Annotated in this window: 8 protein-coding genes and 1 pseudogene; 3 read left to right on the top strand and 6 right to left on the bottom strand. The window is 47.1% G+C overall.

What is annotated here, in order from left to right:
- The first annotated feature begins 171 nt into the window (after nt 1-171).
- The 3 genes and pseudogenes from ACV7NC_RS01450 (at nt 172) to ACV7NC_RS01440 (ending at nt 10,436) form a co-directional block, all read left to right on the top strand.
- Nucleotides 172-1,573, top strand: a pseudogene (locus tag ACV7NC_RS01450) (IS5 family transposase).
- 1,036 nt (nt 1,574-2,609) lie between these two features.
- Nucleotides 2,610-3,047: a hypothetical protein gene (locus tag ACV7NC_RS01445; protein WP_458153659.1), complete on the top strand. Its 438-nt coding sequence runs from the start codon at nt 2,610-2,612 to the stop codon at nt 3,045-3,047.
- Nucleotides 3,048-3,050: 3 nt separating this feature from the next.
- Nucleotides 3,051-10,436: a calcium-binding protein gene (locus ACV7NC_RS01440; RefSeq protein WP_458153658.1), complete on the top strand. Its 7,386-nt coding sequence runs from the start codon at nt 3,051-3,053 to the stop codon at nt 10,434-10,436.
- A gap of 9 nt (nt 10,437-10,445) precedes the next feature.
- On the opposite strand, the gene rng is transcribed toward ACV7NC_RS01440, so the two are convergent.
- The 6 genes from rng to aceF form a co-directional block, all read right to left on the bottom strand.
- On the bottom strand, nt 10,446-11,900 hold the full coding sequence (gene rng, locus ACV7NC_RS01435; protein WP_458153657.1) for a ribonuclease G: 1,455 nt from the start codon (nt 11,898-11,900) through the stop codon (nt 10,446-10,448).
- A gap of 73 nt (nt 11,901-11,973) precedes the next feature.
- The gene (locus tag ACV7NC_RS01430; protein WP_458153656.1) at nt 11,974-12,591 is read right to left on the bottom strand and encodes a Maf family protein; all 618 of its coding nucleotides are present in this window, start codon (nt 12,589-12,591) and stop codon (nt 11,974-11,976) included.
- Nucleotides 12,592-12,700: 109 nt separating this feature from the next.
- Nucleotides 12,701-13,171: a 23S rRNA (pseudouridine(1915)-N(3))-methyltransferase RlmH gene (gene rlmH, locus ACV7NC_RS01425; protein WP_458153655.1), complete on the bottom strand. Its 471-nt coding sequence runs from the start codon at nt 13,169-13,171 to the stop codon at nt 12,701-12,703.
- Between the two features lie 12 nt (nt 13,172-13,183).
- Nucleotides 13,184-13,531 carry a ribosome silencing factor gene (gene rsfS / locus ACV7NC_RS01420; RefSeq protein WP_458153653.1) on the bottom strand — a complete coding sequence of 116 codons (348 nt, stop codon included), beginning with the start codon at nt 13,529-13,531 and terminating at the stop codon, nt 13,184-13,186.
- A 5-nt stretch (nt 13,532-13,536) separates the two neighbouring features.
- Entirely contained in the window at nt 13,537-14,205 is a 669-nt protein-coding gene (gene nadD / locus ACV7NC_RS01415; protein WP_458153652.1) for a nicotinate-nucleotide adenylyltransferase, read from the bottom strand.
- Between the two features lie 27 nt (nt 14,206-14,232).
- On the bottom strand, nt 14,233-15,537 hold the full coding sequence (aceF, locus tag ACV7NC_RS01410) for a dihydrolipoyllysine-residue acetyltransferase (RefSeq protein ID WP_458153651.1): 1,305 nt from the start codon (nt 15,535-15,537) through the stop codon (nt 14,233-14,235).
- Nucleotides 15,538-15,603 lie beyond the last annotated feature (66 nt).

The raw sequence follows: 15,603 nt of genomic DNA, 5'->3' as shown, positions 1-15,603 counted from the left end.
TCGTTCAGTTTTTTGATTGGGGTAACTTTTGGGGTATCAAGAATTTAACTAGTCGGTCCTGAAATATTCCTAAGCACTTGATATTAGTTATAAATATACTGTTTATTAGTGATCATAATGACCTAGAATGTTAAAATAGTGCTGTATTTCTGGTCGAAATGGTGATTAAAAATGCTAAGAAATAGCAGTACGATTCATCAACCGAATCTGTTTGGAACAGATTTACTGATGCAGCTTGATCCCGGTGATCCATTGCTGAAGCTTGCATCAGCGATACCGTGGCAAGGATTTGAGGAATCATTTTCGGTTCATTACACAGCAGCGACAGGAGCACCGAGTAAGCCGATCCGTTTGATGGTTGGGTTATTGATTCTAAAACAGTTAGAGAATTTGAGTGACGAATCGATAGTACTGCAGTGGAAGCGTAATCCTTATTACCAGGCTTTTTGCGGCATGAAAGAGTTCCAGCAGAAGTTGCCTTGTCATAGCACGGAGCTGGTACATTTTCGTAAGCGCATAGGCGCGGAAGGCGTAGAGCGGATTTTCCGGATGAGCGTTGGTTTGCATGGGGAATCGGCGCTGGAAGACGTCATTCATATTGACACGACCGTGCATGAGAAGAACATCACGTACCCAACGGATAGCAAACTGGCGATCAAGATTATCAATCGCCTCAACAAGATTGCCAAATCCCATGGTATTTTACAGCGGCGTACTTTTGTCAAAGAAGTGAAGTCACTGCGCCTGGATATCCGGCACTACCGGCATGTGAAGAAAAGAGCGAAAGCGAAACGAGCGTTGAAGCGACTCAGAACCATTGCAGGTATTCTGATGCGGGAGCTCAGGAGAGAACTGCCGCAATACTGTTTGTTTGAATGCTACCAAAAGGATTTTCTACGGTATGAGGGAGTATTACGGCAGCGACAAAACGATAAAAACAAGATCTACTCATTGCACGAACCGCAAGTGTACTGTGTCGCCAAGGGAAAAGACCACAAACAATATGAATACGGCAGCAAGGCATCGATAGCCAGTACCGCAAAAGGCAATCTGATTGTCGGGGTTGTCAGTCACGAACAGAATCTGCATGACAGCCATACATTACCGGAGATATTGCGACATGTTGAGATTTCGCGAGGGAAAGCTGCCAGGCAGGCCGTATGCGATCGCGGCTACCGCGGCAAACGTGAAGTCAATGGAACCCAGATCATTTTGCCCGGAAAGGCGCTCAAGAAGGATACCCGGTACCAGAAAGACAGGAAGCGAAAACAGTGCAGGAGGCGCGCCGCGATTGAACCCATTATCGGTCACCTGAAGTCGGATTATCGAATGGCAAGGAACTATCTGAAAGGCGCTGTCGGTGATCGCATCAACCTGCTGATGGCTGCTTGCGCCTGGAATCTGAAACAATGGCTGCTGGCCATTTTTTGGCTCTTTTTCCCGTGGCGAGAACGGATTCCTTGATGGAAATTTAAACTACAAGGGTATGCATTTTGATAGGTAGCCGTTTCCTCGGGCGGCTTTTCCAGATCAACAACTGTTGTCTGATACTTTTTCAGGGGCGACTAACTAATAAATAAATTTTCATATAAACAATATCTTATAAAACCAGTTCGTTAGTCGCCGTCCCTAGAGACGGCGTTTTCATTTGCATTATCCTGTAATTTCAGTTCATATAGATTCTAAAAAATCCTATTGCATCTAGTCACAAAGAGGTTATGACTGGCGGTATTAAAAGAAATTGAACTGGAGAAAATATCATGGTCGAGGGTATTTCTAACTGCTCATCAGAAAAGGCTTGCAAGGCACTCGCTGCTTAAAAAGTTCATGGAAAGAAGCTTTCAAACGGTGGAGGGGTGCATCACCTTATCACCCCTAGCGCAAACTTCAGTGGCACATATGCCGTTTTACTCTGCCCACCTGATTGCGCCAGTTACGAACAAAATCGCACACAATAGTATAACCACCTGTATAACCAGCGTTCAATATCTCTTTGAACAACATCAACGCCGTGCGCCGATCCTTCTTCGGACGGCGTTCATCCGCTTCCAGCGCCAGCAACAGCCTGGATTCAAGCGTTGTCAGCTTGCCAAGCTTGACTGGTACTCACGATAACACATCCGTCGTATCTTTCCATACATAACCATGGTAATCACCTCTTAAATTCTCCTGTCTGAAATTTAAGCAGAATACGTGAATTACCTGGTCAATTTTCAACCGGTGTCAACATTGAACGGTTCAGTACGAAATATCCAAAAGCGATGGAATATCTGGTAAAGGATAAAGATTCCATGCTGGCTTTCTATGATTATCCTGTGAAATGCAGGGCATCAAATTCGTTAATGGCGTTAAACAAAAAGGAGATCAAAAACAGCAAGCCGCTTGATTCCCCATACACCAGATTTGACTATAGCTCTAGTTCCCGACTATCAAAAATGTATTAAATATTATCTATCAATAACTTATATCTACAGCAATATTACACTTTATAACATATTAATTTGATGTGATTTAATGCCGTTAACTTTTCACTTCAGTATTGAAAGCTAATTTAGCAGCGTATTGTGCTTCACATAATGTGACCCTCAACACGAACAAGGATCATCCGCATGAAAATAATTTTCTGGCTGGCATTCACTTTCGCTCTGATCTATGCCTCTTTTTTCACAGAAAAAGACCGGCTGGATAGAGAAGTAAAACGTCTATGTGCGATTGATGGGGGGGTTAAGGTTTATGAGACGGTGAAGTTGCCGACGGAGCGGTTTGAGAAAGATGGCTCTATTTATATCCCAGCTAAGTGGCTTGCTAAACCTGAGGATCAGTATTACTACGAAGGCACAACAAATTATTTAATTAAAGGAAATCCAGAATTATTTCAGTTACGCACACAGGTATATCGAAAATCTGACAATCAGTTATTAGGAGAAAGCACATTGTATGTCAGGCGAGGTGGAGATTTGCCTGGTCCATGGCATCCATCATCATTTAATTGTCCTCAAAGTAAAGATTTATCTCGGCACATTTTTATTCCGTCAAATGGAGAATAAACGATGAGTGAAGAACTTTTTAAACATGCAGAGTTGTCTTTGGCTGCTTACGCTAATCTAGTAACAGGCGCTGATATTAAAGATGAATTAAAGATTGCGGGATTTTCCGACATACAAGCCGATGCTTTCATTTCCAAATACCGCATAGTTGATCAGCAGTTCAACGATAACGCCACCGGCCTCTCAGCAACGGTTTTTGCCGATAAGGTTTCTGGAGAGACTTTCGTTGCCGTGCGTGGAACAGAGGCTAATGATATCAGAGACTTTGCTACCGGAGTCTTTGACATCATGCTGTTTGGCAGCACCCAACTGCATCCGCAATACAATAGTCTTAAAGTCAAAGTTACAGAATGGTTGAACGATGGCACGTTACCTTCTACGTTCACTGTCACCGGCCACAGCATGGGTGGTTTTCTGGCAATTGGTCTTGTTGATGATCCGGATTTTGCCGGCAATGTTTCGCATGCTTATCTTTACAATGCGCCGGGACTGGGTGGTTTCGCAGGATCTTTCATCAATACCGTGCTTGACTGGATGGGTCTCGCGCCTACCTACGATCAATCCAAAATCAGTAATATTATTGCAACTGCAGGCCCAAGCCCGATCGCAGGTTTGGGTTTCGACGCCGCTCCGCCGGTTGATATTTTAATTGAAGACCAAATGGCTTCCGACATCAGCGATCCTCCCGGAGCGCGCAATCATAGCCAGCAAGTGTTAACCGATGCCTTGGCCGTTTACTCAGTTTATTCGCAACTTGCTCCCACTCTGGAATTACCGAAGCTCACCACGCTGATCGATGCGTTCGGTTCGACCCAGGATGTCATCGGGGCATCGAACAGTAAAACGCTGGAAACCGCGCTCGATGCGTTGCGCATCGTTATTTTAAATCCCGCGGACGGCAAGATCGCGTTGGCTGAGAATCAGAAAACGGAAACAGGTAATCGCGACAAATTCTATGCAAATCTTTATGAGCTGCAAAACAGTACCAAATTTAAAGAATTGGCAGGGAAAGCTCAATTGACCTTGCTATCCGATCTTTCTCCGAGCGATTTCATCGCCAAATTGGAAAGCAGTGACCAACAGGGATTGGCGGCACGTTTCGCGCTGGTTGCGCTGAATCCTTTCATATTGGAAGGAGAAAACCTCGATTACAGTGTTTTTAACGGCAACGATGCATTAGCGCGTTTTGATCCGGTATCGGGGGTTGGCGCGCTGACTTCCGCGTACCTGGTCGACCGCATGACGATGTTGATTCGCAAGAATTGGTTCAATATCGAAGACAAGAATCCGCTGGATTCGTCGGTTACGTTCAGTTCAAGTAACCATAGCTTTCAAAACATCAATGATTATTTTGAAGATGTCACTTCCGGTTACAAAATTTCTCAAGGTGAATTAACCGTCAATACACCACGTTATTTCTTTGGCGGAGAGGATGCGGACAACCCCGCCGCTTCCGCTGTAGAAGATCATTTGTACGGCGGCGGCGGAGACGACACGCTGAAAGGCCTCGAAGGCAACGATTATATGGAGGGCGGCACCGGCTCGGATGTTTATATCATCAACCCCGGTCATGGCACCGACACGGTATTGGATACCGATGGACTTGGTGCCATTCAATTCGGTTCTTTGATCGCACAAGGTAGAAGCGGCGTCAATAACAATAACGATTGGATCAAAGTGGGTGAATCATGGATGGATATGCAAAACGATTTGGTCTATCTCCTCGTAGCGCAAGAGAACGGATCCAATGATTTGTTTGTAAGCTTTGTCGGCTCCAGTAACAGCGCCAGGGTAAGAATTAAAAATTGGAGTGACGGTAAATTAGGTATCTCTCTTGGGGGTAATACCCCTGCCGACACGCCGGTTCTGGATCGTATCATCACCGGTGATCTGAAACCCAAAGATCCCCTTAAATACGATGATCTCGATAATATCGTTGTCGGTTCTGAAGAAGATCCGGATCGTGAAGATTATCTGTACGGTAGCGCTGAAAACGATCATATCCGGGGCCGCGGAGGTAATGACGAAATCGATGGCAAAGACGGCAAGGATAGAATTGAAGGCGGCAGCGGAGACGATGTTCTGGCAGGCGGTATTGGCGATGACATCATGCTGGGAGGTGATGGCAACGATATCGTTAAAGGAAATTTACACAACGATCGCCTGTACGCGGATACCGAATACAATTTAGATACGGCTTATATGCTCAGCAACACGCAAACCGGCAATGGTAAAAGAGGTGATTTGCTGGATGGTCATATCGGTAACGATACACTTATTGGCGATGCCGGAGACGATATTTTAATGGGGGGTCTTGGAAATGACATATTGATTGGATTAGGCGGCAATGACACGATTGAGAGCGACCGGAACATTGAACTGGCGGATCGCGATTGGAAAATCACTCGATCAACCGATACCAAGGACAAATTAACCACTTATTACCGGGATTACAATTTCAACGTATCGCCTGCCGAAACCGCCGCGGTTTCGGGTGGTGACGATGTGATTTCAAGCGGTACCGGTAAAGATTGGGTTTTCGCAGGTGGCGGTAACGACTTTGTCGACGCCGGCTCTGACAGTGACGTTATTTTCGGCGACGCCGGCAACGATACGCTGATGGGACAAGACGGCGATGATGCGTTATTCGGTGATAATCACCATACGAGAATTGATCCATCGCTGCATGGTAACGATTATTTAAGCGGTGGTAACGGTAACGATCATCTAATCGGATCCGGAGGTTCCGATTACTTGGCCGGTGGCGCTGGAAAAGATATCCTGGTTGGCGACGACAATGGCATTTCACTGCAATTCCAGGGTGATGATTATCTCGACGGCGGAAACGATGACGACCTGCTCAGTGGCGGCGGCGGTAACGATACTCTGGTTGGCGGCACTGGAAATGATAGATTATTCGGCGGTGTGGGCAATGATACTTACATTGATGTTGAAGCTGGCGATCTTATCAGCGATCTGGAAGGCCAGAATACGATTTTGCTTGCCGAGGTTAATACCGCCGTTCCTCAAGCGCATTTTGGCGTTAAATTCAATGCCAAACTTCAGGATCTGATTGCATCAACTACCGGCGCCACAACTTCGAACAGGTTCATGGATCTTACCTGGTCAGGTGAAACTGATACCTTGCAAATTTCCCTCAGTACCGGCGGCACATTGGATCTGCAAAATGCGCTTTATGGCATGAACGCGCAATTCCAGTTTGATCACGGGCGCAGTTCAATCGATTTGGAAACCTGGGTGAGTGAGAACTTGCACCAGGCGGTTGTTTTGAATTTATCCACCTTTGACGGGAATCCTGAACAATCGGTGACAAAAGCATATGGCGGCAAAGGCGCTGATTTAATTCAAGGTGGCCGCAACAACGATACCATTAACGGCTACGGCGGTGACGATTATCTCCTAAGTAGCGGCGGCGATGACAAGCTTATGGGTGGATCAGGCAACGATGCGCTATTCGGGCAAGCCGGTAACGATTCGTTGCAAGGCGGCACCGGCGCCGACTTTCTTGCAGGCGGCAGCGGCGATGACAGGTATGCGTTCAATCGCGGTGACGGTGCCGATACTATCACTGCCGCAACTGCGGAAGATGCCGCTGGTGATATCGTTCAATTGGGTTCGGGTATCAAAGCGGAAGATCTCCAATTCTTCAAGCTGGCCGACAGCAGCCTGATGATGCGGATTGAAGGCACTCAAGACAGTATTCTTTTCAAAGACTGGTTCACCCAAGGACCCAATGTCGCAGCATTGCGACTAAGCGATTTTTCGCTTATAGATGCCAGCGAAATGACTGTGCTTGCTACCGGCGTTCTCGGTGGCACAATGGGTGATGACATCTTAACAGGCACGGCTGCGGATGATCATATCGAAGGGTACGCGGGTAACGATAGCCTGGAAGGTAATGGAGGTAACGATTTATTGTTTGGAGGCGATGGCGTCGATAACTATCTGTTCGGTTGGAATTCGCTTGACGACGATGTAATCATCGAGGGCCCGGCAAGTACGAACCATATAAAATTGACTGCAAATACGTCATTGGAAGATTTACGGCACATGCGAGCCGTTAATGATTTGATCTTGACATTACGAGGCGGCGGCACAGCACTGACGCTCAAAGATTATTTTCAATCAGAACAAATCTGGATTATTCACGCAGATAATGATGTCGTCGCGGATCTGGCAGAGTGGTTATCCAAACCGAAGCCGATCATCGATATCACGCAACTCAAAACGAATTTTCTGGATGCGGCACACGCGCAATGGGTAAATGATCTGAAAAATAATGCGGAAGATCCGCGTTCTGGATTATATACACGAATCGATGAAACAACTTATCGTGCGCATTGGATTTCAGAAAATGAGGCCAGCATTACTGAACATCGCTTTACGATAATCGACAATGTAACTGATACGCCGATGATTCACCGCCAATCTGACAGCTTGGATTCTTCCGTTGCTACAGTCAATCTCATCCAATCACCGCCCCCGGAGACTCCGGAAGAACTACCACCATTCGAGCAGCAATTCATTTCGATTCACGAATGGCATCGAATCACCAATAATCAAGGTCTGCCGATAGGCGTCACAAGCATCAACGGCATGCGTCCTGTTTATGACGGTGAAACCTTGATAGGCTTTATTACTGACAACCGGCTTCCGGAAACACCCGATGCGATTCGGAGCTTTTTGCAAACAACTGGCACGATTGATATGCAAATTGAGCGTATTGAGGGAGGCGCCGGGGATAATATCATCGAGGGTTTTAAGAAAGGAAATCACTATCGGTCTAATGACGGTAGCGGCCAGAGCGACTTGATCCGCGGAAGTGAAATCTCTCTGATCGACGGCGGTGATGGAAACGATACCCTTTATGCTTCCGGAAAAATTCGGCTCAATGATGAAGTGTTTTATTTTGCCGATATAGCACAAAATCTTGGCGGGTTTCTCTACGGTAACTCAGGAAACGATAAATTGTATGGGAACAACGCGAGAGATACCTTAATTGGTGGCGACGGTAGCGATTACCTCGATGGCCGATTCAGCCAGGATACTTATGTGGTATTTGCAGAAGAACCCGGTGTCGATACCATTTGGGATTCCGGAACGCAATTATGGCAAATCAAAAACACCGGCGCCGACACCTTCGATTCTTATCTATATTTGAGCAACCGGCTCGAGTCACGTCCGATTGCACAGGATACTCTGCAATTATTCGGTGTTGATCCGGATCATATCGACTTTACTTGGGGGCAACGTGTAGTCGAGGGAGCGCGTGATTACTGGCAAGGTGCCGCTGATGAATTTGCCGACGCATTGTACAGCCAAACAATGCACGCCACTCTTATCATGTCGTGGGCGGGCGGTGGCGTCGAAATCGTTTTGCCGAACTCGACTGATTTGCCGGGTATGGGGCTTGAACGTATACAGTTTGATGACGATGCGGTATTCACATTACCGGAACTGCTTGCACTTGCAACACCGGTGTCGGCACTCAATCCGCAAGATACCGATAATAGCATCGCCGGCCAGAATAAAAATGACGTGATTTATGGCGAAGGTGGAAACGATACGCTGGATGGCAACGGTGGTGATGATGTACTGAATGGCGGCACCGGTAATGATTCTCTAACAGGCGGCAGTGGTAATGATGTCTACTTGTTCAGCAAGAATTCCGGTCACGATACAGTTAACAGCTATGACACGGACGCCGGTAAGGTGGATACGATTCTACTGGATTACAGAATTCTCCCCGATGATATACGCCTCAGTCGTTCCGGTAATAATCTAATACTAACTATCATCGGTACTCACGATACCCTCACTGTCCGGAATTACTTGGAAAACGATGGCACTACGCCCTTTTCCGTTGAACAAATTAAATTCAATGAAAATGGTGCAACCTGGGATCTGGCGACAGTTAAAGCCATACTGGCGAATAGCAACCAAGCACCGGTGTTACTCGCTGCTATCCCGGATCAATCCGCTATTGAAGGAACAGCGTTTAATTTTTCGGTTGATCCCGCCTCATTCATTGATCCCGAAGGTGATACGCTAAGGTTTGACGCCTTACTGGCGGACGGCAATCCATTGCCCGCCTGGCTTCATTTTGATGAAATCACGCGTACTTTTAGCGGAACACCGGCCACATCCGGTACATTGAGCATAATGATTACAGCTCAAGATGTTGAAAATTTAGCAGTATCGGATATTTTCGAGGTCAATATCGTGGCGCAAAATTTGACGCTGAGCGGCACTTCAAAATCGGATACTCTGACTGGCGGAAATGGTCATGACATGCTGAGCGGTTTCGCCGGTAATGATGTGCTGGATAGTAAGGGCGGAGATGACCGGTTGAATGGCGGGAAAGGCAGCGACATTATGTCAGGCGGAACCGGAAACGATATCTACTGGGTCGACCATTTAGAAGACAATGTGATCGAACATTCTTTCGAAGGAATCGATACCATTCGATCAAGCATCAGTTACACACTCGCAAGCAACGTTGAAAATCTGATACTTACCGGAAGTGAGAAAATTACCGGCAACGGCAATGAACTGGATAATGAATTGACCGGAAACAGCGCTGACAACATACTGATTGGCAATGCCGGCAACGACACCCTCAACGGCAAGGACGGGGCAGATGTCATGCACGGTGGCGATGGCGATGATATTTACATCGTCAATCATCCGGACGACTCGGTAATTGAAGAATTTACCGGCGGCCATGATACGGTAATCGCATCGGTCGCTTATACGCTTGAAAACCACTTAGAAAATCTTACATTATCCGGTGCATCAGCGACTGTTGGTACCGGTAACTCAGAAGGTAATGAAATCACAGGGAGTAAAGCTGCTAATGTCTTATGGGGCCAGGCCGGGGATGACATGCTTTTCGGAGATGGCGGCGCAGATACGTTATACGGTGAAATCGGAGACGATACGCTGGATGGCGGAATTGGCAAGGATACACTTGCAGGAGGAACAGGTAACGATACCTATATCTTTGGAAGGGGATATGGTAGAGATACGATTCTTGAAGATGACTCAGTCATGGGCACTATCGATCGCGTGATTTTTTTACCAACTATCAATGCGGATCAAATTTGGTTCCAGCATATTGGCAATAACCTAGAAATCAGCATCATCGGTACCAATGATAAATTAATCATCAACGATTGGTATCTTGATTCGAGGCACCGGATTGAGCAATTTCAAACTACAACAGATGCGATTTTGCAAGGTCATGAAATTGAATCCCTAGTAGCGGCGATGGCCCCACTCACCAAACCTGAAACCGGGCAAACCGACCTGCCGACATCTTACGGACTGATACTCGATCCCCTTATTTCAGCTTTATGGCAGGCATAACGCCAGCCACTACATCAAAATAACATCGTACTGTTCTTGGGTATACGATTCTTCGACTTGCAGGCTGATCGGTTTTGCGATGAAGTCACCCAACTGCGCCAGGCTTTGGGATTCTTCGTCGAGAAACAGGTCGATGACTTGCTGGGATGCCAGGATGCGGAATTCGTTGGCTTCGAATTGTCTGGCTTCGCGCAACAGTTCTCGCAATATCTCGTAACAGACGGTTTGGGCGGTACGGATCTCTCCGCGTCCCTGGCAAGTCGGGCAGGTTTCGCACAACACTTGCGCGAGGCTTTCGCGGGTGCGTTTGCGCGTCATCTCTACCAGTCCGAGCGCGCTGAATCCGTTGATGGTGATGCGGGTGCGGTCTTTTTGCAGTGCTTTTTTCAGCTCCGCCAGCACCGCATTGCGATGCTCTTCGGAATCCATATCGATGAAATCAATGATAATGATGCCGCCGAGGTTACGCAGCCGCAGTTGTCTTGCGATGACTTGCGCGGCTTCGAGGTTGGTTTTAAAAATGGTATCGTCAAAATTGCGGACGCCGACAAACCCGCCGGTATTCACGTCCATCGTGGTGAGCGCTTCGGTCTGGTCGATGATGACATACCCGCCCGATTTCAAATTGACGCGTTTTGCCAGCGACTTGTCGATTTCTTCTTCTACGCCGTAGAGATCGAACAACGGCCGGTCGCCGGTGTATAACGTCACTCTTTCTGCAATATTGGTCATGTAATTCCGGGAGAAACGCACCAGCCGGTGATAATTCTCGCGCGAATCCACCAGGATGCGATCGGTATTGTCGTCGACAAAATCGCGTAACACCCGGTGGCTCAGGTCCAGGTCTTGATACAGCAATACCGGCGCTGCGATTACGATGGATTGCTGTTCGATATCGTGCCAGAGACGGTGCAAATATTCGAGATCGGCGCGTAAATCATCGTCATCCGCCGTTTCCGCCATGGTGCGAATGATGTACCCGCCCTTTTCCCCGGGAGGAAGAATTTTCTGAAGCTTTTCACGAAGCACTTCACGTTCGCTGTTGTCTTCTATCCGCTGCGATACTCCGATATAGGATTCTTGCGGTAAATAGACCAGCAGCCGCCCGGCCAGGCTGATTTGCGTCGATAACCGCGCTCCTTTGGTGCCGATCGCATCTTTGATTACTTGCACCACGATGGAATTGCCTTCGTACAGGAGTTTCTCGATCGGCTTGACTGCATCACCTTCCTGCATCGAATTGCGGATATCGGCGACATGCAAGAATGCCGCCCGATCAAGACCGATATCGACGAATGCCGATTGCATGCCCGGCAGCACCCGGCTTACGCGGCCGTTATAGATATTCCCGACGATGCCCCGACCGCTGGTTCGTTCGATATGTAATTCCTGTGTCACCCCTTGTTCGAGTATCGCCACCCGGGTTTCTTGCGGCGTGATGTTTACCAGAATCTCATTACTCATGCCAGTGATCAATCATATCCAATAAATCAGTGTAATCACGATTTCAGATCGTTATAGTGTGTTACTTGCGCGATCAAATGATCGTGACACCCACTTCCTCGAGCAATTGTGCTGTTTCATAGAGCGGCAACCCCATGATGCCGCTATAACTGCCGGAAATTTCAACAATGAACGCAGCCGCCATGCCTTGAATAGCATAAGCACCCGCTTTATCCAGCACATGATGATTGGTTACAAAATTCCGGATTTCCTTTTCACTGAGTTCACGGAAACGGACGGTGGAAGTCGATAATCTGATTTGCAGAACGTCGTTGACCACGACGCCGATCGCTGTCATCACTTGATGCGAACGCCCGGACAAGGTTTTCAGCATGATCACGGCATCGTCTTTATCGCGCGGTTTCCCCATAATACAACCGTCAATCGTCACAACGGTATCGGCTGCTAACACCGGAAAAATGGGTAAACGCCGTTGCAACACCTTATTCCAGCCTTCACTGGCTTTTGTTCGCGTAATCCGGTAAATGTAATCCTTGGGTGCTTCATTATCGAGCGGTTGCTCATCGATATCGATGGCGCGGCCGACTGTTTCACGCATCATCAATAAATTGAACTTCACGCCGATTTGTCTTAACAATTCGCGTCTTCTGGGGCTTCTGGAAGCAAGGTATATTTGATTATCTTGAAACATAGCGAGTGCAAGTTACAATCATAAAAACATTAAGCGGCGGTTGCGATCAACCGGTTCCCGGATCTTACAATAAAAAGGATTCCTCATGATTCGCTGGAATTGACGACAATCAATCCCGATGATAGGGATGATTTTTGATAATCGATACCGCACGATAGAGCTGTTCTGCCAACAATACCCGTGCGAGCCCGTGCGGCAAAGTAAGTTTCGATAGCGCAATCAATTCGTTACCGCCACTTTTGATATCGCGGTGAAGACCATCGGCGCCACCGATGACAAACGCCACCGGATCGCCTCGAACCATCCATTCTTGCAAAGCCAGCGCAAATTCTTTGGTGGACCAATGCTGCCCCCGTTCATCGAGTACTTTGATTTGGCAATGCGGCGGCATTGCTATTTTAATTCTTTGATATTCCGACGATAATAGCTGTTCGATCGACTTTCCGGCAGTCCGTTTCTCAGGCTTGACTTCGATCAGATTAATCATGATTTCTCTTGGCAACCGCTTGATATATTCGCTAAAACCGTTGCTGATCCAGTCAGGCAGTTTATTTCCAACAGCAATGATGAATAATTTCATGATTACCAATTATCACGGGGTATCCGGCGAAGCAGCCGCCTGGCCCGACCATAGAGCCTTTAAGTTGTAGTAATCACGAATGGCCGGCAGCATGATATGCACGATTACATCCCCTAGATCAACCAATAGCCATTCCCCGGTTTGTTCGCCTTCCACGCTGTAAATTCTTCCGCCGGCGGCTTTGATTTTTTCCTGCACATTATTAGCAAGCGCTTTTGTTTGCCGGGTGGAATCGGCGCTGGCAATAACAATGTATTCAAACATGGAGGTGATTTTGGCGACGTCGATGACCTCAATATCATGCGCTTTAATTTCTTCCAGCGCATCAATCACTATTGTCATTTGTTCTTTAGAATTCATATCGTTCAGGTATATAACCGATTGCATTTAATATAGTCGTACACCTCCTCTGGCAGCAGATAGCGAATACTCTTGCCGGCAGAGAGTAATGTTCGAATTTGCGACGCGGATATATCCAGCATCGAGGTTTGTGCAGTATAGATGAAACCGCTGGATTGAAGTGCTAAATCAGAAACCTTCACAGCGCGGCGGGATAAATATTCGCGCTGAACATCATCAGAAAATTGCTGAGTTTCCGTTAACGAAGCGAAGCCTGGGCGAGCAACAATAATAAAATGGCATAGATTGAATAATTCAAGCCATTCAGTCCATTGATCAATCTTAATAAAGGCATCAATTCCTAAAATGAAACAAAATGCGGCATCAGTCCTTGCTTCATGTTGATATTCACGTAAAGTTTGCACCGTTGCCGTCACGCCTGTCCGGTTGATTTCACGCGTATCCAATTCGAATCTGGGATTACCCTCGATTGCCAAGCGCACCATTGCCGCACGATGCTCTCTGGATGCTGCGGGTATCTGTCGAAGGCGAGGCAAGCCGGAAGGTACAAAGAAAATTTTCTGGAAACCGATCGTATCGCATAGTTCTTCAGCAATCCGCAAATGACCGTAATGCATAGGATCGAATGTTCCGCCATAGATGCCGATTAAAGGCAGTTTATTGATAATTGGCACCTTTCATCTAAACAATGCGAGAAACCATTAGAGTAAAGCCAGACGCATATCCGTCAGCACTTCCGACAAATGCGTGGTAAACCTTGCTGCGGTAGCGCCATCAATGACACGATGATCATACGATAGCGATAATGGCAGCATTAAGCGCGGGATAAACTGATTATCACGAAAAACCGGCTTAATACTGGCTTTTGAAATCCCTAGTATTGCAACCTCTGGAGCGTTGATAATCGGAGTGAACGCCGTTCCACCAATTCCGCCGAGGCTTGAAATGGTAAAACTGGCGCCTTGCATGTCGGCAGGTTTGATTTTACCTTCACGAGCCTGCGACGATAATCGAGCCAATTCTTCCGCAATCGATATGATTCCTTTCTGATCAACATCTTTAATCACCGGCACAACCAAGCCATTGGCGGTATCAACTGCAAAACCAACATGATAATAATGTTTGATGATCAGATTGAGTTCACCTTCGGCATTTTTATCCAAAGACGCATTAAATTCCGGAAATTTTTTCAGCGGTGCAACCAAAGCTTTCATTAGAAAAGCCAAAAGCGTCAATTTCACAGGATTAGCTTTGGCGTTCTCATTCGATTCTTTGCGTAAAGCTTCCAATTCCGTGATATCCGCTTCATCAAACTGGGTTACATGAGGAATCATCACCCAATTTCGATGCAAATTCGCGCCGGAAATTTGTTTAATACGCGTCAAAGACTGTATTTCAATGGCGCCAAATTTTGCGAAATTAACCTGAGGCCAAGGCAGCAAATCAAGTGCAACCCCATTGCCATTTGACTTGGATTTCGCAAGCTCCGCTTTCACGTATGCTTGTACGTCTTCCTTGAGTATGCGATGTTTAGGGCCACTGCCCGTCACCCAGTCGAGATTCACGCCAAGTTCCCGTGCAAAACGCCGGATCGACGGACTGGCATGTGCTTTGGAAGCGACAGGGTAAGTGGTTGTGACCGGTGGTAGCGGTTTGGGAATTTGTTGAGCCGCTTCCGGTGGGTTTCCAGGTGCGGATAAAGCAGTATCCGCTTGCCGAGAAACGACCCCCTCCCCGGGTTGGCCAGCAGTCGCTTGCGTACCATCGGTTATCTCGATAGTGAGGATAGCATTCCCTTCGGATACCTTGTCACCGGCTTTGACAAAAATTTCCTGAATCACACCGGCATGAGGCGAAGGGATCTCGATGGTAGCTTTGTCAGATTCCAGCGTCACCAGCGAATCTTCCATATTGACGGTATCGCCAGGCTTCACCAGGATGTCGATGATAGGCACATCTTTAAAATCGCCAATATCAGGAATTAAGACTTTTTTTATTTCCGCCACAGGCTATCCTTGAAATACGCGTCTAAAACTAAGATCATCGTGAATTTGATGAAAAAACGCTATTCT

Source organism: Nitrosomonas limosa, from assembly GCF_054188085.1.
Note: the sequence above shows the minus strand (reverse complement) of the source record. Positions and strands in the feature narration are given on the sequence as shown.